This window comes from Amycolatopsis echigonensis, from assembly GCF_014174495.1.
GTDB lineage: Bacteria > Actinomycetota > Actinomycetes > Mycobacteriales > Pseudonocardiaceae > Amycolatopsis > Amycolatopsis echigonensis.
Window position 1 is genome coordinate 26,213 of the sequence record NZ_JACJHR010000037.1, and the last position, 24,058, is coordinate 50,270.

Here is a 24,058-nt window from a genome sequence, read left to right on the forward strand (position 1 = left end):
CGCTCCTCACGCGAAATTCGGCGGCCGCTTCGCCAGGAAAGCGGTGAGCCCTTCTCTCGCCTCGCCGGTCTCGAACAGTTCCTGCTCCTGTTCGACCTCGTACCGGAACCCTTGCTCCAGCGGCAGGTCGAACGCGGCGTCCACGGTGCGGATCACCGCCTGCTGCGCGGGCAACGACAGCCCGGCCAGCTCTCCGGCGAGTTCCAGCGCGGCCTTCTCCGCCGTCCCGGCGGGCACCAGCCGGTCGATCAGCCCCATCGCGTGGGCTTCCTCGGCGGGCACCTGGCGTCCGGTGAGCATGATGTCCAGCGCGCGGCCCCGGCCGACCAGCCGCGGCAGCCGCTGGGTGCCGCCCGCACCGGGGATAAGGCCGAGTTTCACTTCCGGCAGCCCGAATTTCGCCGCGGCCGAGCCGACCCGCAGCGAGCAGGCCATCGCCAGTTCCAGCCCGCCGCCGAGGGCGAGGCCGTCCACTGCGGCGATCGTGATCCGGTCCGCCGAGGCCACCCGGTCGAGCACTCCGCGCAGCTTGTCGCCGTACTCGGTGAACGATTTCGCGTCGATCGAGGACATGTGCTTGATGTCCGCGCCCGCGGCGAAGCAGCCCGGCACCTCGGACGAGATGACCACGACCTTCGCCCCGGCCGCCTCGTCGAGCGCGGCGTGCAGCCCGTCGATGATCGGCAGGCCCAGCGCGTTGGCGGGCGGGCGCTTCAGCGTGCAGACCTCGACCCCCGCCCCGGCGGAGCGGCGCACGACCACGTTGTCGCTCATGATGAACCTTTCGTCAGGGACGGCGCGGGAACCGGCCGAAGTCCGGCGTGCGCTTGTCCTGGTAGGCCTCGCGGCCTTCCTTGGCTTCCTCGGAGGCGTAGAACAGCAGGTTGGCGTCGTGCGCGAGCTGTTGGATCCCAGCCAGGCCGTCCTCTGCGGCGTGGAAGCTCGCCTTGAGCATCCGCAGCGCGAACGGCGAGAGCGCGAGCATTTCCCGGCACCATCGCACGGTCTCGGCCTCCAGCTCCGCCAGCGGCACGACGGTGTTGACCAGGCCCATCTCCAGTGCCTGCCGGGCGTCGTACTGGCGGCACAGGAACCAGATCTCCTTGGCCTTGCGTGCGCCCACCAGGTTCGACAGGAGCCCGGCGCCGAACCCGCCGTCGAACGAACCCACCCGCGGCCCGGTCTGCCCGAACCGAGCGTTGTCCGCCGCGATCGCCAGATCGCACACCAGCTGGAGGACGTGTCCCCCGCCGATGGCGTACCCGGCGACCATCGCGACCACCGGTTTCGGCAGCCGTCGGATCTGGACGTGCAGGTCGGTCACGTGGAACCGGCCGGGCTTCCCGGGCTCGGACAGGTAGCCGGTGTCGCCGCGCACGCGCTGGTCGCCGCCGGAGCAGAACGCCAGATCTCCCTGCCCGGTCAGGACGATCACGCCGATTTCGGTGTCCTCGCGTGCCACCTCGAGCGCGTCGGAGATCTCGACGAGCGTCTGGGGGCGGAAGGCGTTGCGCACTTCCGGACGGCAGATGGTGATCTTCGCGATTCCGTCCCCGCTGTAGTCGAGACGGATGTCGTCGTAGTCGCCGATCTGCTTCCAGTCCACCCTCATGCCATGGTCAATCCGCCGCTGACGGACAGGGTCTGGCCGGTGATGTACTCGGCGGCGTCGGAGGCGAAGAACGCCACCGCGGCGGCGACGTCGCTCGGTTTGGCCAGTCGCTTCATGGGCACACCGCGAACCATGCCGCCCAGGACCTTGTCCGCGTCCTGGCCAGAGCTGTCGGCGAACTTGCGCAGCGCCGGGGTGTCGGTCGGGCCGGGGCACACGACGTTGGCGGTGATGCCCTTGGTGGCGACTTCGCGGGCAAGAGTCTTGGTGAAGGCGATAATGCCGCCCTTCGCGCCCGAGTACACCGCCTCCAGCGACGAGCCGACGCGGCCGGCGTCCGAGCCGATGTTGACCACCCGGCCGAACCCGCGCTCGATCATGCCCGGCACGACCGCCTGGATGACCCGCAGCGCGCCCTTGAAGTTGATGTCCAGGATGCGGTTCCAGAAGTCCTCGTCGGTGTCGACGAACTTCATGAAGTCGTCCCAGCCGGCGTTGTTCACCACGACCTCGATCGGGCCGAGTTCCTCGGTCACGGTCTTGACGGCGGCCTGTACCGACGCGGTGTCGGTGATGTCGGCCTGCACGGCGAGCGCGGTGCCGCCCGCTTCGGTGATGGTCTTCGCGGTCGACTGGGCCGCTTCGAGGTTCAGATCGGCGATGGCCACCTTGAAGTGCTGTTCGCCCAGGGTCAGCGCGATGCCCTGCCCGATCCCTTGCGCACCGCCGGTGACGAGCGCGACGCGGTTGCTCATGAGGTGTTTCCTCTCAGTTCCAGTTGACAGGTCCGGCGACGATGGAATGGCCGGTGAGCTTGCGGCCCAGGGTGTCCTGCGCGGCGCGGGCGGCGTCGATCAGGCCGGGCAGCGACAGGCCGGTCTCCACGCCCATTTCGTGGAACATGCTCACCAGGTCCTCGGTGGCGATGTTGCCGGTGGAGCCGGGCGGAACCGGGCAGCCGCCCAGTTCGCCGAAGCTGGACTCGAAGCTGGCGCAGCCGACTTCCAGGGCAGCGAAGGCGTTGGCCAGGCCCTGCCCTCGAGTGTTGTGGAAATGCGCGGTCACCTCGACGCCGGGCAGCCGCTCCAGCGCCGCGGCGAAGAACTCCGTGACATAGGCCGGATTCGCCATGCCCGTGGTGTCGCCGAAGCCGATCTCGGCGGCCCCGGCCTCGGCGAACCGCTCGGCGAGCCCGAGCACCCGGTCCAGCTCCACCTTGCCCTCGTATGGGCAGCCGAACGAGGTGGCGATCACCGCGGCGCAGTCCAGGCCCTCGGCCTCGATCCGGGCGGCCATCTTGTCGTTGTCGGCCATGGTTTCGGCGACAGTGCGGTTGACGTTCTTCTTGTTGTGCGTTTCCGACGCGGACACGAAGATCGCGGCCTCGTGGAACTTCTCGCGCACTTTCAGTGCGTTGTCCAGGCCCCGGCTGTTGGGGATCAGCACCATCAGCCGCACGTCGTCAGGCACGTCGATGCCGTGCAGCACCTCGACCCCGTCGGACAGTTGCGGGATCACGTCCGGCCGCACGAAGCTGGCCACCTCTATGCGCTTCAGCCCGGCCTGGGCGAGCGCGTTGATCAGCCGGATCTTGTCGGCGGTCGGGATGTGCTCCGGTTCGTTCTGGAAACCGTCGCGCGGGCCGACTTCGCGGATGTGCACGCGGCTCGGTCGCCGGCTGGTCATGGCTGGACTCCTCTCGACAGGGCTTCCCGGTGTTCGGGCGCGGCGACGGCGACGAGCCGCCGCGCCCGTTCGGCGAGGTCGCAGCCGCGCAAGGCGGCCGCGCCGTACTCGGTCACCACGTAGTCCACATCGGACCGTGAGGTGGTGACCACGCCGCCGTGCAGAGCCGGGACGATCGTGGAATGCGAGCCGGCTCGAGCTCGCACGGTGATGATCGACCGCGCCCCGGTGAGCGCGGCGGCGCGGCTGAAGTCCGCCTGGCCGCCGACCGCGCCGAGGTAGGCGCCCCGGGCGATCTCGGCGCCGACCTGCCCGGTGAGATCGACCTCGATCGCGGAGTTGATCGACACCAGCGACCGGAGACTGGCCAAAGTGGATGGTGCGTGGGTGTAGCTGGCGGGCCGGAATTCGACCGGCAGCTCCGGCAGGCGGTCGTAGAGTTCAGCGGTGCCGAGCGCGGCGCCGGTGACGATGACACCGGGGTCGATTTCCTTGCGGGCACCAGTGAGCACGCCTTTGTCGGCCAGCCGGAGGACTCCGTCGGAGATCATCCCGGAGTGAAAGCCCAGATCGGTGTGCCCCGTCAGCGCGTCCAGCACCGCCGAGGGCAGCGAACCGACGCCCATCTGCAGGGTGTCGCCGTCCTCGACCAGGTCGGCGACGTGCTGGGCGATGGCCAGTTCGACGTCGTCCGCGGCTTTTCCGGGGGCCTGGGCGAGCGGCCGGTCGGTTTCGACCGTGGCGGCGAACCGCTGCAGCGGAATTTTGGGCGTTCCGCGGGTGACCGGCATGCGGTGGTTGATCTCGGCGAGCAGCACTGGGGTGTGGGCGACGGCGTCCGCCGCGTAATCGGCACCGACGCCGAGCGAGCACAACCCGTCGGCGTCCGGCGCGGACACCTGGACCAGTCCGACGTCGCTGGGCAGCGAGCGTTCCGCGAAAAGCCGGGGCAGAGCCGAATAGTGGCAGGGCACGACGGTCAGCCGTCCCTCCCGGCTGAGCTTGCGCAGCTCGCCGAGCGCCCCGTAGGACATCAGCTCCAGCTCGGGCGGCAGCTCCCGGGTGAGCCGCTTGTCCCAGGTGAGGCCGCAGAACGCCCGGTGCGAGCCGAGCGCGCCGATCTGGTCGAGCAGGGCGTGCACGAGCGGCGTCGGCTCCGCGCTGGCCTGGCCCCACCAGATCCCGGCGCCCTCGGGAATGAAGCGCTTGAGGTCCATCATCCGTCGAGCCGCTGGATCAGGGTGGCGGTGCCCAGGCCGCCGCCGCAGCACATGGTCACCAGGCCGAGTTCGGCGTCCCGGCGTTCCAGTTCGGCCAGGATGGTGGCCATCAGCCGGGAACCGGTCGCGCCGACCGGGTGGCCGAGCGCGATCGCGCCGCCGTTCACGTTCACCCGGTCCATGTCCGGCTTCAGCTCGCGCTCCCACGCCAGGACGACCGAGCTGAACGCTTCGTTGACCTCGAACAGGTCGATGTCGTCGATGCTCAGTCCGTTGCGCTCCAGCATCTTCCGGGTCGCGGGAATGGGGCCGGTGAGCATGATGACCGGATCCACGCCGACGGTGGTCTGGTCGAGGATGCGGGCCCGTGCGCGCAAGCCGTGTTCGGCGGCCGCTTCCCGGGAGGCGAGCACCACCGCGGCCGCGCCGTCGGAGATCGGCGACGAACTGCCCGCGGTGATCCGGCCGTTTTCCTTGCGGAACGCCGGTTTCAGGCCCGCCAGTTTCTCCAGATCGGTGCCGGGCCGGATGCTCTGGTCACCGCGCAGGTCTCCGAACGGCACCGTCTCGGCGTCGAACCGGCCTTCGGCCAGTGCCTCGGCGGCCAGCCGGTGCGAACGGACCGCGAACTCGTCCATTTCGGTGCGGCCGATGCCCCAGCGGTCGGCGATCAGTTCAGCGCTTTCGCCTTGGTGCACAAAGGAATACAGCTCGCGCAGCTCCTCCGGCCACGGGTCGCCGTACAGTTCGGAGATCTTCACCGGCGAGTCGATCGGCACGTGGCCCATGTGCTCGACTCCCCCGGCGATGACAAGGTCGTGCGTGCCCGAGCCGATCAGCCCGGCGCCCATCGCGATGGCGGTTTGCGCCGAACCGCAGCGCCGGTCGAGGGTCACCGCGGGCACCTCGGGCGGGTATCCGGCCTGCAGCCAGGCGTTGCGGCCGATGTTGCGGGACTGCTCGCCGAACGGGGCGGTGCAGCCGATCACGAGATCCTCGACCGCGCCCGGTTCGAGCCCGGTGCGCTTGACGAGTTCGGTGTAGCATGCGGCCAGCAGCGCGTTCGGGTGCGTGTCGCGGTACCAGCCGCGCTCCGGGTGCGATTTGCCGATCGGAGTGCGCACGGCCTCGGCGAGGAGCACTTCCCGCCCGGCCGCAAGCATTGGGCTCTTGGCGTGCTTGCCCATCACATCACCGTCCCGCCGTCGACCGGAAGCACCTGGCCGGTGATGTACCCGGCGGCGTCCGAGGCCATGAACACGAAGCTGCCCGCGATCTCGTCCGGATAAGCCCAGCGCCCCAGCGGAATCCGCGCGAGCGTCTTGGCCGCGAGCTTCTCGTTGCTGCGGATGTTTTCCGTCATCGGTGTGGCAGCCAGCGGCGCGAGCGCGTTCACGGTCACCTGCCGCCGGGCGAGTTCCTTGGCCAGCGACTTGGTGAGCCCGATGATCCCGGCCTTGGCGGCGCCGTAGTTCGCCTGGCCGATCGTCCCCTCCAGCCCGGCGGCGGAGGTGACGTTGATGATCCGCCCGGAACCGTCCTCGGGCAGGTAGTCCAGCACGGCCTGGCTGCACACGAAGCTGCCGACGAGGTGGATGTCGACGATGCGCCGGAACGCTTCCTCGGTCATCTTCGGGAACATCGCGGGCGCGATCGCCCCGGCGTTGTTGACCAGGATGTGCAGCGTGCCGTCCGTGAGCGCCGCAGCCTGCTTCGCCGCCTCTTGCGCACCGGCGGCGTCACGGACGTCGAGGGCGCGGTACTCGGCCTTCTCGCCGATGCTCTCGGCCGTGGCCTTCGCGGCCTGCTCGTCGATATCGGTGACCAGCACGCGCGCCCCGGCGGCAGCGAAGGCGCGGGCCACGGCGGCGCCGATCCCGCTGCCGGCCCCAGTGACGAGCGCCGATCGGTTGTCCAGTCCGAACATCAGTAGCTCCTCGGCAGTCCGAGCACGTGCGAGCCGAGATAGTTGAGCACCATCTCCTGGCTCAGCGGTGCGATCTTGAGCAGGCGGGCTTCGCGGAAGTACCGGGCGACGTGGTACTCCTCGGAGTAACCCATCCCACCGTGGGTCTGCAGCGCGCGGTCCGCGGCCTGGAAACCCGCGTCGGCGCAGAGATACTTGGCGGTGTTCGCCTCGCGGCCGCAGGGTTTTCCGTTGTCGTAGAGCCAGGTCGCCTTGCGCAGGGCGAGTTCCGCCGCGTCGAGCCGCGCCAGCGAGTCCGCGAGCGGGAACTGCAGCCCCTGGTTCATCCCGATCGGACGGCCGAACACCTCGCGCTCGTTGCCGTAGCGCACCGCGGCGCGCAACGCCGCCCGGCCGAGGCCGAGCGCTTCCGCGGCGACCAGCATCCGTTCCGGGTTGAGCCCGTCGAGGATGTACTTGAACCCTTTGCCTTCTTCGCCGACGCGGTCCTCGACCGGGATCCGCAGGTCGTCGATGAACAGCTCGTTGGAGGTGACGGCGTTGCGGCCCATCTTCTTGATCGGGCGGATGTCCACTTTGGACCGGTCGAGGTCAGTCAGGAACAGGGTGAGCCCGTCGGTCTTCTTCTCCGCGTCCTCGAACTTCGTGGTCCGGGTCAGCAGCAGGATCTTCTCCGACTCGACGGCCTTGGAGATCCACACCTTGCGCCCGTTGACCACGTACTCGTCGCCCTCGCGCCGCGCGAACGTGGTGATCTTCGTGGTGTCCAGGCCCGCGCCGGGCTCGGTGACGCCGAAGCACACGTGCAAGTCGCCGTTCACGATCCGCGGCAGCGTGCGCCGCTTCAGCTCCTCCGAGCCGTGCACAATCACCGGGTGCATGCCGAAGATCGACAGGTGCATGGAACTGGCCGCGTTCATCCCGCCGCCGGATGCGGAAACCTCTTCGAGCAGCAGCGCCGCCTCGGTGATGCCGAACCCGTGGCCGCCGTACTCCTCCGGCGTGGTGATGCCGAGCCAGCCGCCTTTGGCGAACGCGTCGTAGAACTCGGCGGGGAACTCGTGGGCCGCGTCCTTCTCGAGCCAGTACTGGTCGTCGAATTTCCCGGCCAGCTCCGCCACCGCCTTGCGGATGGTGGCCTGGTCCTCGGTCAGCTCAAAGTCCACAGCGGTTCTCCCAAGCGCTTGATTTGGGCTAACTATATCAAAGGACTGACCAAAACTGTAGACGTCCGCCGACGGGCGGCGGAACGAAAACCGGGCCGGTCAGGCCGCGGGCAGCAGGGGCAGCTCGCGCGCCAGCCGTTCGTTCCACTCCGCCGGGGCGCCGAACAAACTGCCATTGAGCTTGGCGCGCTTGTAGAACAACTGCAGGTCGTGTTCCCACGTGTAGCCGATCGCGCCGTGCATGGTCAGCGCGCTGTCCGCGGCACGCACCGCTTCGGCGCACACCTGAGCCTTCGCCGCCGCCGCGTGCAGGACGTAGTCCTCGTGCTCCTGCTCGACCGCCGCGGCCGCGTAGTAGACCAGCGATCGGGCCGACTCGACGGTGACCAGCATCGTCGCCGCGGCGTGCTTGACCGCCTGGAACGAGCCGATCGGAACGCCGAACTGCTCCCGCTGCTTGCTGTACTCCACCGCGAGCTCGAGCATCCGCTCCGCGGCACCCAAACTGTCCGCGGCGACGAGAACCGCCGCCCGCAACGCGATTCGCGACAGCTCGCCGGCAGGCGACGGCAACTCCGTCCCGCGTGCGCCGTCGAGCACCACATCCGCCACCGAACGGCTGCGGTCAAGCAACGCGCGCCGGGTGAGCGAAACCTCCTCAGCGTCCACCAGGTACAGCCGTCCGGCGGCGGGCACCACGAACCGGCGAGCCCGGTCCGCCGCGAGCACCAGGGGCACAGTGCCGCGGAGTGTTCCGCCCTCGGCGACCACCGTCGTCGCCGCGTCGAGCGGCTTACCCGCGCTGACCGCGAGCGCCGCGAATTCCCCTTCGGCCAAGCAGGCTTCCGCCGCCCCAGCCGGCAACACCGGTGCGGTCAGCACCGAAGCCAGCCACGCCGAAGAAGGCGCTGCCGCCCTGCCCAGTTGTTCCGCCGCCAAGGCTAGGTCCAGCAAGCCGCCGCCCTGGCCGCCCAGGGATTCCGGCGATCCGACGGAAAACCAGCCCTCCTCGACGAACCGCTGTTCGAACGGGGCGCTGTCGCCGCTGTCGAGCCAGCCGCGGACGTCTTCGACGGCGGCGAAGCGTTCCAGCCAGCCGCGGAAGGCGTCCCGGAACAGCTCCTGATCTTCGGTCAATGTCCACCGCATTGCTCGTGCCTTTCGCCGTCGACGTCACGATTGCTGGTTCAATACGACCCGACCCAGGGAAAAATGGTAGCTTAGGTCAGACCTTTAGGCCAAAAAGTGGGGAGACTGACATGGCGGGCACCCGACCACCGGCAAGCAGCACCGGCCGCTCGGCGGTGCGCCTGGCGCCCATGGAGGTGCCCAAGGCTTCCGATGTGCTGGCCGACGACCTGCGGGAACGCATCCTCGAAGGCGAGTTCGAGGAAGGCACCGCGCTGCCGACCGAGCGCGACCTCGTCACCCAGACCCGGATGAGCCGCACCACCGTGCGCGAGGCGCTGCGCATCCTCGAGGTCCAGGGCCTGGTCCGGATCAAGGCCGGCCGCGGCGGCGGCGCCTTCGTCCAGCGGCCGGGCAAGGAGTCCGTGGCCAGTTCGGTGAACCTGCTCATCCGCGGCCAGCGGGTCCGGCTCGCCGCACTGCTGGAGACCCGCGAGGCGATCGAGCCCTTCTGCGCGAAGCTGGCGGCGCAGCACCGCACCGACGCCGACCTCGCCCGGCTCGACGCGGCCAACAAGGCGATCGCGGACGAAAACGGCAGCTTGGCCGATTTCCTCCAGGCCAACGTCGACTGGCACGTCGCCGTCGCCACCGCCAGCCACAACGAACTGCTGATGGGGCTGATGTCCGCGCTGTCCACGGCGATCTACACGGCCACCGAGAACGAGACGTTCGTCGACGACGAGGTCCGCCGCACCACGGTGCGCGCGCACAAGTCGATCACCACGGCCATCCGGGCCAAGGACCCGGACGCCGCGGTCCGCCGGATGAACCGGCACGTGCACTCCTACGCCCAGGCGGTGCTCGAGGTGGACGAACGCACGGAGATCCCGGTCCCCGGCGAGAACTGAGCTCACGGCCGCACGAGCGCGCGGATCTCCCCGACCGCCTCGGGGTTTTCCGCGCCGGACAGGTCGCCGGGGTCGGTGCCCAGCACGGCGGCCCGGACCGCGCGGCGCAGGATCTTCGCCGAGCGAGTCTTGGGCAGCTGCGCCACGCGGTACACCGCCGACGGAGCGAACGGCTTGCCGAGTTCCTCGGCGACCATTTCGCGCAGCTTCGCCGACACGTCCTCCCCCGCCCCCGGGCGGGGGACCCAGAACGCCCAGACCGCTTCGCCCTTCTTGGCGTCGGGCACCCCGACCGCGGCGGCTTCGGCGACCGCGGGATGCGCGGCGAGCACCGCTTCGACCTCGGCAGGGGCGAGCCGTTTGCCCGCCACGTTCATCACGTCGTCGGAGCGGCCGCGCAGGAACCACTGCCCGTCAGCGTCGACCAGCGCGTAATCGCCGTGCCGCCACATCCCGGGGAACGTCGACCAGTACGCCTCCAGGTAGCGCTCGTCGTCCTTCCACACCCCGCGGGTCATCGCGGGCCACGGCTGGCGGCAGACGAGTTCGCCGATCTCGCCGCGGCTCGGTTTCCCGGCGTCGTCGACCACGTCCACGTCCATGCCCAGCGAAGGGCCGCCGAGCGAGCAGCTGCGGATTTCCTCCACCGGGTACGGCGCGAGGAACGAGCCGCCCACCTCCGTGCCGCCGGAGAAGTTGATGATCGGCACCCGGCCGCCGAACACGTCGCGGGCCAGCCATTCGTAGGAGTCCGGGTCCCAGGGTTCGCCGGTCGAGCCGAGCACATGCACCGCGGACAGATCGAACCCGCTCAGATCGGCCTTCTCGCTCGTGCGCAGGGTGCGGATGAGCGTCGGCGACACGCCGAGCATGGTCACCCGGTGCCGCTGCGCCAGGTCCCACAACCGGTTCAAGTCCGGCACGTCCGGCGAGCCCTCGTAGAGCAGCAGGGTCGCGCCGTTGGCGTGCGTGCCGACGATCGACAGCGGGCCCATGATCCAGCCCATGTCGGTGACCCAGCAGAACACGCCGCTCTCGCTGACGTCGAAGGAATAGGCCACCTCGCTGGCGGTCTTCACCAGGAACCCGGCGTGCGTGTGGACCGCGCCCTTGGGCTTGCCGGTGGTGCCGGACGTGTAGGCCAGCAGCAGCGGATCGGCGGCGGACATCGCCTCGACCGGCCCCGGGTCGCCAGCGGGGAGCTGCGACCACAACACGTCCTTCGGGGTGCTGGGTTTCGGCTCCGCGGTCAGGTTTCCGACGAGCAGCACGTGCTCCACGGTCGGACACGACGCCAAAGCCTCGTCCAGCAACGGCTTCATCGCGACTTCCCGGCGCCGGCGCACGGTTCCGTCGGCGACAACGACCGCTTTGGCGTCGGCGTCCTGCAACCGCGACGCGATCGCCGTGGGCGCGAATCCGGAGAACAAGGGAACAAGCACCGCTCCGAGACGCGCCACGGCGTAGACGGCCACCACCGCTTCCGGGATCATCGGCAGGAACAGTCCCACCGCGTCGCCGCGGCCGATGCCCAGCGCGCGCAGTCCGGCGGCCACCCGCTCCACTTCGGACGCCAACTCGCCGTAGGTCAGCTTTCGGACCGTGCCGTCCTCCGCCTCGTGCACAACGGCGTCGCGCTCGGGCGACTTCTCCGCCCAGCGGGTCAGGCAGGCGTCGGCGATGTTCAGCTCGCCGCCGACGAACCAGTCCGGCCACTCCGCACCGCGCGACAGGTCCACCACCTGCGAGTACGGCTTGCGGAAGGGCAGGCCGAGGTCGCGCACGACGGCGTCCCAGTACCAGCCGATGTCCTCGACCGACCGCGCGCGCAGTTCGGCCAGGGAGTCCGCGCCGTGCGTGCGGGCGAGCCGCGTGACGTTGGCGTTCTCGACGTAGTCGTCGGTGGGAACCCAGGTGTAGACCACGGTGTCAGCTCCTCGGCATGCCGAGCATCCGCTCGGCCAGGATGTTGCGCTGGATGAAGGTGGAACCGCCCGCGATGGCGGTGCCGCGGGCCTGGTAGGCCAGCCGGAGCCACCGCGAGCCGGCTTGCTCGTCGTCGAGCCCGAACTGGTCGCCGAGCGGATCCAGCGAAAGCCGGAAGTCCGCGAGATCCTCCACCAGCGGGCAGAAGTACAGCTTGCCGATCGAGGTGACCGGCCCGGGCGGACCGCCCTCCGCGGCGAGCGTGACCACCCGCTGGCCGATCAGCCGGTGCGTCAGCGCGCGGCCGTAGAGGTCGGCGATCTTCTGCCGGACCACCGGGTCCGCGCCGAGCGGCTCGCCGTTTTCGCCGGTGCGGGCGGCGATGTCGGCGACGATGTCCTCCACCGCGCGGCGCGTGTTGACCCGGCCGGTCGCGATGGCGACCCGCTCGTAGCCCAGCGTCCCCATCGCGACCCGCCAGCCGCCGTCGACTTCCCCGACGACGAGCTCATCAGGGATGAACACGCCGTCGAGGAAAACCTCGTTGAATTCGGCCTCGCCGAGCATGTGCGCCAGCGGCCGCACGGTGACCCCCGGGCTGTCCATCGGCAGCAGGAAGTACGTGATGCCCTTGTGCCGCGGGCCGCCGCCGGTGCGGGCGAGCAGGATCGCGTGCGCGGCGAGCTGCGCGCGGCTGGTCCAGATCTTCTGCCCGTCGATCCGCCAGCCGCCCTCGGTCCTGGTCGCCTTGGTGCGCAGCGAGGCCAGGTCGGAACCGGCCTCGGGCTCGGAGAACAGCTGGCACCAGATCTCTTCGCCGGTCAGGATCGGGCGCAGGAACCGTTCTTTCTGCGCGTCGGTGCCGAAGCCGGCGATCGTGGGCCCGGCGAAGTCCTCGCCGATGATGTTGAGCCGCTCCGGCGCGCCCGCGCGGTCGGTTTCGTCGGTGAACACCGCGCGCAGTTTCTCGTCGACGCCACGGCCGCCGTATTCGGCAGGCCAGGACAGCCCGGCGTAACCGGCGTCGAACAGCATCTGCTGCCACTGCCGCCAGAACGGCAGCTTTCCTTCCAGGTCCGGCGGTTCGGGCCAGGGCAGTTTCGGCAGCGCGCTGCCGAGCCAGTCCCTGATCTCCGCCCGGAACCGGGCCTCTTCGGGCGAGTCCGCGAGCTCCATCGGTCAACCCTTCGCGTCGTTTCGGGCTAATGATACTATAGGTCAGACCAAACAGGGAGGTGTCATGAACGTCCTCGACGAGGTCTCGTTCGACGTAGAGCGCGGTAAGATCCGGGAGTTCGCCCTGGCCACCCACGCCGCCGATCCGGTGCACGTCGACCGCGGCGCCGCCCGTGACGCGGGTTTTCCCGACGTGCCCGCCACGGCCACGCATGTAGTGGTGGCTGGGCATTTCCGCGATCAGCGGGCGTTCGTGGCCAAGCTGGGGCTGGCATTCGAGCGAGTCGTCGTAGGTTCGGTGAATTGGACTTACTTTCGGCCGTTGTGCGCTGGCGACTCGGTGCACGGCGTACGCCGCGTCGCCGACGACACGGAGAAACGCGGCATGCGCTTCGTGACCCTGGAAACCGACTACCTCGACGCGTCGGGCGAATGCGCGGTCCGCGTGCGGGAAGTCCTGATCGAGCGGAGTGCCCAGTGAGGAAGCCCGTCGCCGTAGCCGTCGGCGAGTCCTTGCCCACCGGGGAAACCGGGCCGGTCACCCAGACCGACATCGTGCGGTTCGCCGGCGCGGGCGGCGATTTCAACCCGCTGCACCACGATCCGGAGTTTTCCGCTGCCGCGGGGTTCCCCGGAGTGCTGGCGATGGGCCAGTTCCAGGCCGGGCTTCTCGCCGCGTGGCTGACCGACTGGTGCGGCATCGAGCACCTCCGCGAGTACGAGGTCCGGTTCGTCGCTCCGGTCTTCCTCGGGAACCGGCTGCGGTTCTCCGGCGAAGTCACCGCGATCGAGTCCGGGGTCGCCGAACTCGTGCTGCGGGTGACGCGCGGCGACGAGGAGATCGTCCGCGCCGCCGCGCGGGTCGCCGTTGCCTGAAGACGGTCAGGCAAACCGCTGCCGGAGGTGGTACTTGAGGATCTTGCCGCCGACCGTCTCGGGCATCTTCTCCACGAAGAAGATCCTTTTCGGACACTCGTACCCGGCCAGCTGTTCGCGCGCATAGGCGATCAGCTCCACGTCGGTCACCTCGGCGGTCTTGACGACGACAGCGGCGACGAGCTCGCCCCACTTCTCGTCCGGAACGCCGATCACGGCGACCCGGCCGACCGCGGGATGCCCGGCCAGCACCGTCTCCACCCGGAGGCTGGACACGTTCTCGCCGCCGGTTTTCACGATGTCCTTGAAGCGGTCCACCATGATCTGCTGGCCGTCGTCGTCGAAGACGCAACTGTCTCCGGAGTGGAACCAGCCGTCGCGGAACGCCGCGGCCGTCGCCTGCTCGTCCCGGTAGTATCCGGCCGTCAGCGCCGGAGACCGGTACACTGCCTCGCCCGGCTCCCCCGCCACGCCGCGCAGGCTGCGGCCGGTCTCGTCGACGATGTCAGCGGCCAGCATGGGGTTGGGCGCGCCGACGTGGTTCACCCCGTCGAGCGCCTGCTCCCGCTTCTCCGGATAGCGATCCGGCCAGAACCGGTAGCAGGACATCGATTCGGTCTGCCCGAACACTTCCAGCAGCGCGACGTCCTCGCCGCACACCTCGCGCATCCGGTCGAAGAGATCGGGTTTCATCGCGCCCCAGGAGAACATCGCGACGGTGAGGCTGCGCAGGTCCACCTCGCCGGGCCGCACGAGCGCTTCGTCGACGAGCTTCTGCAGCCACAGCGGCGAACCCGCCCAGAGTGCTGTGGCACGCTCGCGGGTGATCGTGTCCGCGAGCAGCCCCGCGTCTGACCGGCGGCCGAGGACTACCCGGCCGCCCGCGAAGAACGCGGGCAGCACGGCCGAGTTGTGACCGCAGTGGTAGACGATCGGCAGGAACGTGCACAGCCGGAGGTCTTCTTCGTAACGCAAGCCGCGGGTCAGCGACAGGGCGTAGCTGTGGGCGGTCAGGTACGAGTAGGTGTGCGTGGCCATCGAGGCTTTCGGCATCGCCGTCGTGCCGGACGTGAACACCAGGCTCCACACGTCGTCCCCGTGGATCTTGACGTCGACCTCGTGCCCCGGCCTGCCGCGGATCCAGTCCGCGAACCCTTCGCCGATCACCACCGGGGCGGGCAGCTTCGCCCGTGCGAGCAGCGGGGCGGCTCTTTCGGCGAACTCGGCGTCCACCACGGCGAAGGCGGCTTCGGTGTGGCCGAGCACCCAAGTCAGCACGTCCGGCGCGAGCAATGGGTTCACCGGCACCGCCACCAGGCCCGCCTTGGCGATGCCGAACAGGGTCACGATCGCTTCGACCGAGTTGTCGCAGTACAACAGCACGCGGTCGCCGCGCTTCAGCCCTTCGCCCAGAAGGGCGTGCGCCACGCGGTTTGCCGCCTCGTCGGCCTGTTTGTACGTCAGCTCCCGGAATTCCGGGCTGCTGAAAGCACCAGGCGCGCCGATGATCGCGGGCTGATCGGGCCTGCTCCAGGTGAGCCGTTCGAGCACATCGCCGACGGCCATCCGGTTCCAGCGGTCGTCGGACCGGCGGCCGTACAGGGTGGTGACGTCCATTCGCGTCACACCGCCGTCTCGGCGGCCTTCACCTTTTCCGCGATATCCGCTCGCAGCCGGTGTTTCTGGATCTTCCCGGTGGCTGTCATCGGCAGTTCGGGCACGACCTCCAGCCGTTCGGGCATCTTCTGGATCGCCAGCCCTTGCCCCAGCAGGAAGTCCTTGATCTCGTCGAGCGTCACGTTCTCGTGGCCGGGCCTCGGCACCAGATACAGGCAGATGCGCTCGCCGAGCCGCCGGTCCGGCATGCCGACCACGGCCGCGGCGGCGACCGCCGGATGCCCGGTCAGCAGGTCCTCCACCTGGCGGACGCTGATGTTCATCCCGCCGCGGATCACGATGTCCTTCAGCCTGCCGGTGACCCGGATGTAGCCGTCGTCGTCCATCACCCCGAGGTCTCCGGAACGGGAGTACCCCTCGGGCGTGAACAGCGCCTCGGTCTCGGCGGGATTGCCGATGTATTCGAGCATGTGCATCGGGCCGCGGTAGGCGATGTCGCCTTGCTGACCGCGGGGCACCTCCGCGCCGAGCTCGTCGACGATCTTGATCGAACTGCCCGGCAGGACCCGCCCGTCGGAGGTCGACGACCGGGCCGGGTCGTCCTCGATGGTGCACATGCTGGTGGTCACGTTCTCGGTGCGGCCGTAGAGGCTCAGCACACGGCACCCGGGCAGCAACCGGCCCGCCTGCTCGATGAACGCGGCGGGAATCGGCGCGCCCGCCGCGACCCACAGCCGCAGGCTGCTCGCGTCGTGCCGGGCCGGGTCGTAGACGTCCATCAGCATCTGCAGGAACGTCGTCGCGGTGACGGACACCGTGCACCCGAAGCGGCGGATGTGTTCCAGCCCGGTCTCGGGCTCCCACACCTCCATGACGTGCGACGCGGCACCGTGCATGAGCGGGAGCAGAATGCTGGTGACGAGGCCCGTGGTGTGCGTGATCGGTGACGGTCCGAATTGGACATCGGTGTCCCGGTAGCCGAATCCCTTGGCCAGCAGCCGGGATCCGCACGCCATCGTGTTGAAGGTATGGAGGCAGCCCTTCGGCCGCGAGGTGGTGCCGGAGCTGTACACGATCACGAAGTGGTCGTCGGCTCCGACTCCCGGACCGAGGTCGCGGTCGTCGTCGACTTCCAGCGACGCCAGCGGGATCGTGCCTTCGGCCTCCCCGCGCACGAGCACGAGCGTCTCCAGGCCGGCCACATCTTGCTGGATGGTGCGGTACATGGCGGCATAGTCGAACTTCTTGAAGCGGTGACAGGCGATCGCCATCTTCGCGCCCGAGTTGCGCACGATGTAGCCGACCTCGTCCAGACGGTAGATCGGCATGATCGGCACCATGATCGCGCCGATCCTGGACAGGGCCAGGGCGACCTGAGCGAACTCGACCCAGTTGGGCATCTGCACGCACACCCGGTCCCCGACGTCGATCCCCTTGCCGCGGAGGCCTTTCGCCAGCCGAACCGCCCCGTCGCGCAGCTCGCGGAAGGTGAGCGACCGGGTGTCGTCGGTCAGGAACACCTTGTCCGGCCGCAGTTCCGCCTGCTGTTCGAGTAACTCGAAGAACGTCTCCCGCCGCCACTGGCCGGTGGCGTGGAACCGCTCGATCTCCTCGGCCGAGTAACGATCAGTGACCCGTGCGAACTCCATGGGCGATCTTCCTTGATCTGAAGAGGAATAAGGGGCACGACCCGCTTGTCGGTCCAACGCTAATATTGTTGGACCAAAAATGCAACGGTGTCGATGCGGCGAAACCTCAAGGCGCGCAAGCCCTCCTTGGGACGGGAGACCAGCTCAGGACGACCGGCGATCGTACGGTCCGCGACCGGTTTCGCGGCGGTCCGAAACGGGCGTCTTACGCACTCCTCAGCGCCGCCGCCACTCCGGACGCCGTTTCTCCCGGAACGCCGCGACACCCTCCCCGAGATCCTCCGTCGTGAAGGCCAGGGCCAGCTGCGCCTGCAGCACGTCCAGCGCCTCGGACAGGCCGAGGTCCCGCGTGGAGTCGATCGCGTTCTTGCCGAGTTTCATCAGGAGCGGGGACTTTTCCGCCAGCCGGTGCGCCCAGGACCGCACGGTCTCGTCGAACTCCGCGTCCGGGACGACCTTGTTCACCACGCCCAGGTCCCGCGCCTCGGCGGCGGTGATCTTGTCGCCGAGCATCATCAGTTCGTTGGCCTTCATCCGGTCGACGTTGCGGTAGATCAGCGCGGAGATCATGAACGGGAACGCCCCGACGTTGATCTCCGGACAGCCGAACCGCGCGGATTCCTTGGCCAGCACCAGATCGCACGCCAGCGCGAGGCCGAAGGCCCCGGCGAGGACGTCGCCGCCCGCCGCGCAGAGCACCGGTTTGCCGAGCGCGCCGAGCAGCTTGAACAGGCGCGGGAACCGATCGAGCCCGGCGTACTTGGCGATGGGCGGCCGCTCGTCGGCGAAGGCTTTGAGATTGCCGCCGGAAGAGAACACGCGGTCGTGCGAGGAGCCCAGCACGACGACCCGGACGTCGTCGTCCGCGCGGGCGGTTTCCAGTGCGCGCAACAGTTCGTCGAGGAGTTCGTCGCTCAGCGCGTTGCGCGTCGCGGGATCGTCGAGCGTGACGTAGGCGGCGCCTGCGGCGTCGACCTCGTAGCGGACCAGAGCGTCACTCATGCCGCAGAACCACCTTTCCGAAGCCGCCGCCCTGTTCCAGGTAGCGGTGCGCGGCCGCCGCCTCGTCGAGCGGGAAGACCCGGTCGATGACCGGCGGGGCGATCGACCGGCTGTCCAACAGGGCGAGCAGCCCCGCGAAATCCCCCGGGCTGCCCATCGTGGTGCCCAGCAGGCTGTACTGCCCGAAATAGAACGGCCGCACGTCGAGGGGAGCCCGCTCGGCCGAGGAAGCGCCCAGCACCACGAGCCGACCGCCCGGACGCAGCGCCAGCACCGACTCCGGCCAGCTGCCGACCGAGTCGAGCACGAGGTCGAAGCCCTTGCCGCCGGGCGAAAGCGCCTTCGCCTGCTGCGCCCAGTCGCTTTCGGTGTAAAGCACCCCGCCGTCGGCGCCCAGTTCACGAGCCTGCGAGATCTTGCTCTCCGACGAGGACGTGACCACGACCGAAGCGCCTACGCCGCAACCGAAAGCGACTGCCGTCGTCGCGACACCGCCGCCCGCGCCCAAGACGAGCAGCGACTCTCCCTCGCGCAGCCCGCCGCGGCTGAACAACGCCCGGTAGGTGGTCAACCCGACCAGCGGCAACGCGGCGGCCTGCTCCCAGCTGTATCCGGCCGGACGCGGCGCCACGCACTCCGCGGGCACCTTGACCACCTCGGCGTAAGTGCCGGGCCGGTGATCCCCGAGGATCTCCCAGCCGGGCGCGGGCGCGGATTCGTCGTCGCCCCACCACAAGGACGGGACGACGACCACCTCTTCGCCGGTGTCCGTCCGGACGCCCGCACCGTCGGCACCGGGCACATGCGGCCGGGGCGATCCGTACTGACCACGCCGGACCAGCACGTCGTGCCAGTTCAGCGCGCTCGCCTTGAGCCGGACGGCGACCCAGCCCGGCTCCGGTTCCGGATCGGGCACCTCCTCCGGACGCAGCACGTCGGCAGCGCCGAACTCCCGCAGCACGATCGCCCGCACCCGCCACCTCCGTTTAGGTTTAACTATTGGACCATAATTCGCGGACGGCTCGCGTTCAAGACCCCGCCCGGGTTTTCAGAGGCCTCGGTCGCCCATGGTCAGCCGGAGATACCGCGAAATGGCCTCCGCCCGGTTCTCCACGCACAGCTTCCGCAAGATGCGTTTGACGTGCGACTTCACCGTGCCGTCCGCGATCACCAGCTCGTCGGCGATCCGGCTGTTCGTCGCGCCGGTGGCCATCAGCGCCAGCACCTCGAGCTCACGCCCGGTGAGCAGTGCTTCGAGCGTGGCCGAGGAGCGGGCCGGGGCTGGCGCGGGGCGCAGCGAGTGGAGCGGCCGGGCGGCGAGTTCGATCTCCGCGGACGCGAGGTCGTCGAGCACGGCCTCCACCGTCCGCATCGCTTCCCGCACCTGCTCCCGTTGTTCCCGCAGGCGACGCAGCAGAACCGCGCGTTCGAAGAGGCGGCCGAAGGCGTCCGCGAACGCGCCGAGGATGTCCCGGTCGAGTTCGGCGACCGGGCGAGACTCGCAGTCCGCGTGCAGGAAACCGATCACCCGGCCGGTCGGCATCAACGGAGCCGCGACATAGGAATTGAGCCCTGAAGCACGCAGCAGCGGCTGGTAGACGCGCGGATCCCCGCGCGGGTCGGTCACCAATGCGGCTTCCCTGCGCCGGACCATCTCGGTCTCCAGCACCAGGTTGTCCAGCCTGATCTCCGGCACGGTGCGCATCCATTCGCGAAACGCTCGTTCCGGGTCGGCGTCGGTCACGGCGAAGCTCTTCCACGGCCGCCACAGCGAACCCTCGACCTTGGACAGCATCACGCGGTCGAACCCGCACGACCGGACCACCGCCTCGCAGGCACGCGCCAGCAGGCTGTCCGGATCGGACACCTTCCGCAACTGGGCGAGCCCGTCGTCCAGCGCGTCCAGCCGGCGCGTCCGCTGCCCGTCGAGCCATTCCCTGATCTCGTACCGCAAATCCTGCGCGTCGGCCAGCAGGACAGCGAGCTGCGGAGCCTCCGGCAGCTGCTCCCGCAGGGCGGCGACGAGGACGGTGAGGGGCTCGTCGAACCCGGCCAAGCCGGCCGGTTCGGGCAGTGCCGAGCCGGCCGCGGCCGCCGCTTCCCGCAGCAGCGCCCGGCCCCGCTCGGCCAGTTCGGCTTCCGTGCGCACCTCGCCGTGCCCTTCCGCTCGTCCCCTCCGCCGAGTCTAGCCGCAATAACGATCGTTCACAGTCGTGCTAGATTCGGCAGGTGGACAGGGACCGCAAGATCCTGGACACCGCGGCCGCGGTCTTCTACGAGAAGGGCTTCCACGGCGTCGGTGTCGACGAGCTCGGCAAGCGCGCCGGCCTGTCCGGGCCCGCGCTGTACCGCCATTTCTCCGGCAAGGACGAGATCCTCGCCGCGCTCTTCAACGAGGCACTGGACGAGCTGCTCAGCGCCACCGCGCCGGTGCACGAGGATCCGGAGAAGGACTTGGAACGGCTGATCCGCCACCACGTCGGGTTCGCGGTCGGGCACCGGCACCTGGTCAACATCTACCAGCGCGAGGACCGCTCGCTGGCGGAACCGTGGAAACGCCAGTTCGACCGGCGGCGGCGCCAGTACGTGGACCGCTGGGAGACCGCGGTGGCCCGGTGCTACCCGGACGCCGCCGCCGGCGAGATCGCCGCGGGCACCCAGGCGTGCCTCGGAGTCATCTTCTCCATCGCGTACTGGCCGGCGAAGCTGGCGCAGACCCCGGCGCTCAGCGACCTGATCGCTGGTTTTGCCAGCAACGGCCTGGCCACGCTCCGCCGCTGAGGTCAGTTCTTGCGGAAGCCGAAGAGCGAACCGGCGATGCGGCGCAGCTGCAGTTCGTCGGAGCCTTCGGTGATGCGATAGCGGCGATGGTGCCGGTAGATGTGTTCGAAGGGCAGATGCCGGGTGTAACCGGTGCCGCCGTGGATCTGCATCGCCCGGTCCGCGGCGCGGCAGGCCAGCTGGTTGCCGCGAATGTTGACCATGGAGACTTTGTCCGTGACGCCGGTGCGGCCGTGCGTGTCCATCAGCCAGGCGGTCTTGTACAAGGTGTTGCGCACCAGTTCGGCGTCGGTCTGCAGTTCGACGAGTTGCCACTGAATGCCCTGCTGTTCGTGCAGCGGTTTGCCGAACACCGTCCGCTCCCCCGCGTAGCGCACGCTGCGGTCGATGCAGAACTGCGCGGCACCGAGCGACGAAGCAGCCTGCCGGATCCGGTTCTCGTGCACGAAGAGCTGCGCGCAGTCGAGGCCGCGGCCCTCCTCGCCGAGAATCGCCGACGAGGGCACCCGGACCTCGTTCAGCCGGACCTCCGCGTGATCGCTCGGCATGTTCAATGTCCAGTGGTAGTAAGGAATCTCGAAGCCCGGCGCGTTCGTCGGCACGAGGAACGCGGTGATCCCGGCAGCCTTGCCGGGCTCGCCGGAGGTCCGGGCGAATACCAGGTCCACTTCGGCCACGTCCACCACGCTGTTGAACCGCTTGGCACCCTCGATCACCCAGTCGTCCCCGTCGCGGCGCGCAGTGGTCTCCAGGTAGGTCGCGTCACTGCCGTGGCCGGGCTCGGTGAGCCCGAAGGCCATTTCGAGCTCGCCCGAGACGAGCCGCTCCAGGTACGCCTCCTTCTGCGCGGGCGTGCCGTACTCGTGCAGCACCAGGGCGAGGGGAAGATTCGCCACCACGGACGCCTCGTGGCTGAGCTCCGCGTGCAGCCCCGGTCCGAGCCCGGCGAGATGCTCGCGGATCACGGCCATCGCCAGGTTGGTCCCGTCGCTGCCGCCGAGCGCGGAAGGCAGCGGGTACCGGTAGAATCCGGCGGCGTCGGCACGGCGGCGCGCTTCACGCATCAGCTCGCGCCAGCGGCGCGTGGGGATGCCGCCGCGGTCCACGTCGGTGCGGGTGAACTCGCGGCGGTGGTCGAACAGGTCCGGGTTGTCCGCCTCCAGCGGCCTGATCTCGGCCTCGATGAACCGGTCGAGGTCCTGCACGAACAGTTCGACGTCGGCGGGGATGGACCACTCCATGTGGACTCCTCCAGTGGCTAGGTTGACTGGGCGAGGATGTTCCGGCCCCGTTCGATCACTCCGGGCAGGCTCTCGGCCGCGGTGACGAGGCGGGCTTCGGGAGCGGGGCTGCGCCGGTTCCGCTTCACGAACACCGACAGCGTCGCCGCCGTTTTGTAGTGGCAGTAGGCCAGAAACCACCGCACGCCAGGGAGATCGTCACCGCGGACATCGCGGTAGGCGTCCAGCAAGGCGGCACGCGACGGCATTCCGCTGCCCGCCTTGACGTTCGCCTCGTCGCGGTGTTCGTGGAAGCGGTGCGGCGGGTCGGTGTGCATCAGCAGCCAGGCGAGATCCGTCCGGGGATCGCCGACCGACCAGATCTCCCAGTCGATTACCGCGGCGAGCCGTTCCCCGGTGAAAAGCATGTTGGCCAGCCGGTAGTCCCCGTGCGACAGGCACGGCGCGACCGGAGCCGGGACACGCGCGGCCAGCTCCCGGTAAAGCTGCTCGTGCCGGGGCGCGATCCCAGGGTCCACCGTGTCGAGCAGCCGCGCCCAGCGATCAAGTTCGTCACGGACCGGGATCGCCCGCTCCCCCGGCGGCGCCACCTTCTGCAGCCGCGCGAGGGCCCGGGCCGCAGCGAGCGCGCGGGCCGTGACCACGCTCGGCGACGGGGGTTGCGCCGTGACATCCAGCAATGGCTCGTAGGACTGGCCGGGCACCAGGGTCATGACGAACAGCGGCGGGCTGTCGTCGTCCTCGGCCAGCACCTCGGGCACCGGCACGCTGCCGTCATCGCTCAGCAACCTCAGGATTCTGGCCTGGCGCAACACATCCCGGTTGCGCACCGGAGCAAGCCCAGGCGGGGCCACCTTGAGCACCACGCGGGTGTCGGCCCGCTCCGGCCGGTGCAGCACCGAGGCGAAGGTGAGGCTGGAAACGCCGCCGGGCAATCGGTGCAGGCCAGTCAATTCGCTGCCGGGCCAGTGCCGCGCCACCCGGCGGCGCAGTTGATCGTGATCGAGTTCCGGCACCGCCTCACTGTGTCCAGCGGGCCGCCAAGCACGCAACAGCCCGGCGAGGCGGCACTGGAGATCTCTACAGTCACCGCTTCGCGCGAACGCGAGGCGTCCGAGCCAGGCGTGTTAGAAGCGGAGGATGAACCGATTTCGTCTCGACGGCAAAGTCGCCATCGTGACCGGAGCGTCCTCCGGGCTCGGTGTCGCGTTCGCCCTCGCGCTCGCCGAGGCCGGCGCTGCGGTCGTGCTCGGCGCCCGCCGCGAAGACCAGCTCCGGGAAACCGCGCGGGCCGCCGGGAAGAACGCACTCGCAGTGCGCACCGACGTCACCCGGGTCGCGGATTGCGATGCGCTCGCGGCCGCGGCGATGGACAAGTTCGGCAGGGTTGACGTCCTGATCAACAATGCCGGCACGGGCGGGAAATACCTCCCGGCGACCGAGGACCCGCCTGAGCAATTCCGGTCGGTGGTGGAACTGAACCTTTTCGGGGCCTACTGGATGGCACAGGCCTGCGGCCGGGTGATGGGCCCGGGTTCGTCGGTGGTCAACATTTCCAGCGTGATGGCGCTGACCACGGCGAAGATGCCCGCCGCCGGATACAGCGCGAGCAAAGCCGGGGTGCTGGGCCTCACCCGAGACCTCGCCGCGCAGTGGGGCCCGCGCGGGATCCGGGTGAACGCGCTGCTGCCCGGCGTCTTTCCCAGCGAGGCGACCGCGCATTACAGCGAGAACTACCAGCGCAAGATCATCGACGCGAAAATCCCGCTCGGCCGGATCGGCGACCCGGCCGACGTCGCCGCGGCCGCGGTCTTCCTGGCTTCGGACGCGAGCGCCTACATCACCGGGGTCAGCCTCCCGGTGGACGGCGGCGTGCTGATCAACTGACGCTCCGCCTTGCGCGGCGCGGTCACCGCCCGGAAACAGAACGCGCACGCGGGCACCCGAGCTTCGGTTCGCGGGGCGAGCGGCACCGTCAGGCCGGGCAGGGCGTTCGCGCTGCAGATGCTGGGGTCGTGGCCGAGCGGTCGGCACAAGCACTGGCATTCCATCCGGCCATGCTTGCATCTTTGGTCCGATCATTATAAGTTTGGACCAACTTGAGTGACGTACGCCACTCGCTCACGGGAAGGGCACGCGC

General features: G+C 69.4%; 23 protein-coding genes. 5 read left to right on the top strand and 18 right to left on the bottom strand.

Going from position 1 to position 24,058, the window contains the following annotated elements; all coding sequences use genetic code 11:
* Nucleotides 1-6: 6 nt before the first annotated feature.
* From H5411_RS24670 to H5411_RS24710, 9 genes are all read right to left on the bottom strand, one after another.
* Complete coding sequence (locus H5411_RS24670; protein ID WP_183125152.1) at nucleotides 7-774, bottom strand: enoyl-CoA hydratase/isomerase family protein; 768 nt, start codon at nucleotides 772-774, stop codon at nucleotides 7-9.
* Between the two features lie 13 nt (nucleotides 775-787).
* Nucleotides 788-1,612, bottom strand: coding sequence for a 1,4-dihydroxy-2-naphthoyl-CoA synthase (menB, locus tag H5411_RS24675; RefSeq protein WP_183125153.1), 825 nt, complete (start codon nucleotides 1,610-1,612; stop codon nucleotides 788-790).
* Entirely contained in the window at nucleotides 1,609-2,367 is a 759-nt protein-coding gene (locus tag H5411_RS24680) for an SDR family NAD(P)-dependent oxidoreductase (RefSeq protein WP_183125154.1), read from the bottom strand. The genes menB and H5411_RS24680 overlap by 4 nt, the downstream gene beginning before the upstream one ends.
* Nucleotides 2,368-2,380: 13 nt before the next feature.
* On the bottom strand, nucleotides 2,381-3,298 hold the full coding sequence (locus H5411_RS24685) for a hydroxymethylglutaryl-CoA lyase (protein ID WP_183125155.1): 918 nt from the start codon (nucleotides 3,296-3,298) through the stop codon (nucleotides 2,381-2,383).
* The gene (locus H5411_RS24690; protein WP_183125156.1) at nucleotides 3,295-4,518 is read right to left on the bottom strand and encodes an acetyl-CoA hydrolase/transferase family protein; all 1,224 of its coding nucleotides are present in this window, start codon (nucleotides 4,516-4,518) and stop codon (nucleotides 3,295-3,297) included. Before H5411_RS24690 ends, H5411_RS24685 begins: the two co-directional genes overlap by 4 nt.
* Entirely contained in the window at nucleotides 4,515-5,705 is a 1,191-nt protein-coding gene (locus H5411_RS24695) for a thiolase family protein (RefSeq protein WP_183125157.1), read from the bottom strand. Before H5411_RS24695 ends, H5411_RS24690 begins: the two co-directional genes overlap by 4 nt.
* On the bottom strand, nucleotides 5,705-6,445 hold the full coding sequence (locus H5411_RS24700; RefSeq protein WP_183125158.1) for an SDR family NAD(P)-dependent oxidoreductase: 741 nt from the start codon (nucleotides 6,443-6,445) through the stop codon (nucleotides 5,705-5,707). Before H5411_RS24700 ends, H5411_RS24695 begins: the two co-directional genes overlap by 1 nt.
* Nucleotides 6,445-7,611 carry an acyl-CoA dehydrogenase family protein gene (locus H5411_RS24705; protein ID WP_183125159.1) on the bottom strand — a complete coding sequence of 389 codons (1,167 nt, stop codon included), beginning with the start codon at nucleotides 7,609-7,611 and terminating at the stop codon, nucleotides 6,445-6,447. The genes H5411_RS24700 and H5411_RS24705 overlap by 1 nt, the downstream gene beginning before the upstream one ends.
* 99 nt (nucleotides 7,612-7,710) lie before the next feature.
* Complete coding sequence (locus H5411_RS24710; RefSeq protein ID WP_183125160.1) at nucleotides 7,711-8,760, bottom strand: acyl-CoA dehydrogenase family protein; 1,050 nt, start codon at nucleotides 8,758-8,760, stop codon at nucleotides 7,711-7,713.
* A 110-nt stretch (nucleotides 8,761-8,870) separates the two neighbouring features.
* Here H5411_RS24710 and H5411_RS24715 point away from each other — a divergent pair, with 110 nt between their 5' ends.
* A complete protein-coding gene (locus H5411_RS24715; protein ID WP_220817402.1) occupies nucleotides 8,871-9,650 on the top strand; it encodes a FadR/GntR family transcriptional regulator in 780 nt (259 codons plus the stop codon).
* A 2-nt stretch (nucleotides 9,651-9,652) separates the two neighbouring features.
* Here the strand turns inward: H5411_RS24715 and H5411_RS24720 are convergent, their stop codons facing one another.
* Entirely contained in the window at nucleotides 9,653-11,575 is a 1,923-nt protein-coding gene (locus tag H5411_RS24720; RefSeq protein WP_183125161.1) for an AMP-binding protein, read from the bottom strand.
* Between the two features lie 4 nt (nucleotides 11,576-11,579).
* Nucleotides 11,580-12,752 carry an acyl-CoA dehydrogenase family protein gene (locus H5411_RS24725; RefSeq protein ID WP_183125162.1) on the bottom strand — a complete coding sequence of 391 codons (1,173 nt, stop codon included), beginning with the start codon at nucleotides 12,750-12,752 and terminating at the stop codon, nucleotides 11,580-11,582.
* Nucleotides 12,753-12,816: 64 nt separating this feature from the next.
* Between H5411_RS24725 and H5411_RS24730 the strand changes: the two genes are divergently transcribed.
* Nucleotides 12,817-13,233, top strand: coding sequence for an FAS1-like dehydratase domain-containing protein (locus tag H5411_RS24730; protein WP_183125163.1), 417 nt, complete (start codon nucleotides 12,817-12,819; stop codon nucleotides 13,231-13,233).
* The gene (locus H5411_RS24735; protein WP_220817403.1) at nucleotides 13,230-13,628 is read left to right on the top strand and encodes a MaoC family dehydratase; all 399 of its coding nucleotides are present in this window, start codon (nucleotides 13,230-13,232) and stop codon (nucleotides 13,626-13,628) included. Before H5411_RS24730 ends, H5411_RS24735 begins: the two co-directional genes overlap by 4 nt.
* A gap of 6 nt (nucleotides 13,629-13,634) precedes the next feature.
* On the opposite strand, the gene H5411_RS24740 is transcribed toward H5411_RS24735, so the two are convergent.
* From H5411_RS24740 to H5411_RS24760, 5 genes are all read right to left on the bottom strand, one after another.
* Nucleotides 13,635-15,245 carry a class I adenylate-forming enzyme family protein gene (locus H5411_RS24740; RefSeq protein ID WP_183125165.1) on the bottom strand — a complete coding sequence of 537 codons (1,611 nt, stop codon included), beginning with the start codon at nucleotides 15,243-15,245 and terminating at the stop codon, nucleotides 13,635-13,637.
* Between the two features lie 5 nt (nucleotides 15,246-15,250).
* The gene (locus H5411_RS24745) at nucleotides 15,251-16,894 is read right to left on the bottom strand and encodes an AMP-binding protein (protein ID WP_183125166.1); all 1,644 of its coding nucleotides are present in this window, start codon (nucleotides 16,892-16,894) and stop codon (nucleotides 15,251-15,253) included.
* A 216-nt stretch (nucleotides 16,895-17,110) separates the two neighbouring features.
* Nucleotides 17,111-17,896: an enoyl-CoA hydratase/isomerase family protein gene (locus tag H5411_RS24750; protein WP_183125167.1), complete on the bottom strand. Its 786-nt coding sequence runs from the start codon at nucleotides 17,894-17,896 to the stop codon at nucleotides 17,111-17,113.
* The gene (locus H5411_RS24755; protein WP_183125168.1) at nucleotides 17,889-18,869 is read right to left on the bottom strand and encodes a zinc-binding dehydrogenase; all 981 of its coding nucleotides are present in this window, start codon (nucleotides 18,867-18,869) and stop codon (nucleotides 17,889-17,891) included. The genes H5411_RS24750 and H5411_RS24755 overlap by 8 nt, the downstream gene beginning before the upstream one ends.
* 75 nt (nucleotides 18,870-18,944) lie before the next feature.
* On the bottom strand, nucleotides 18,945-20,045 hold the full coding sequence (locus H5411_RS24760; protein WP_183125169.1) for a LuxR C-terminal-related transcriptional regulator: 1,101 nt from the start codon (nucleotides 20,043-20,045) through the stop codon (nucleotides 18,945-18,947).
* Between the two features lie 80 nt (nucleotides 20,046-20,125).
* Here H5411_RS24760 and H5411_RS24765 point away from each other — a divergent pair, with 80 nt between their 5' ends.
* Complete coding sequence (locus H5411_RS24765; protein ID WP_183125170.1) at nucleotides 20,126-20,677, top strand: TetR/AcrR family transcriptional regulator; 552 nt, start codon at nucleotides 20,126-20,128, stop codon at nucleotides 20,675-20,677.
* A 2-nt stretch (nucleotides 20,678-20,679) separates the two neighbouring features.
* On the opposite strand, the gene H5411_RS24770 is transcribed toward H5411_RS24765, so the two are convergent.
* A complete protein-coding gene (locus H5411_RS24770; protein ID WP_183125171.1) occupies nucleotides 20,680-21,918 on the bottom strand; it encodes an acyl-CoA dehydrogenase family protein in 1,239 nt (412 codons plus the stop codon).
* 17 nt (nucleotides 21,919-21,935) lie between these two features.
* Entirely contained in the window at nucleotides 21,936-22,934 is a 999-nt protein-coding gene (locus H5411_RS24775; protein ID WP_183125172.1) for a phosphotransferase family protein, read from the bottom strand.
* A gap of 124 nt (nucleotides 22,935-23,058) precedes the next feature.
* Here H5411_RS24775 and H5411_RS24780 point away from each other — a divergent pair, with 124 nt between their 5' ends.
* The gene (locus H5411_RS24780; protein WP_183125173.1) at nucleotides 23,059-23,805 is read left to right on the top strand and encodes an SDR family NAD(P)-dependent oxidoreductase; all 747 of its coding nucleotides are present in this window, start codon (nucleotides 23,059-23,061) and stop codon (nucleotides 23,803-23,805) included.
* Nucleotides 23,806-24,058: the final 253 nt, after the last annotated feature.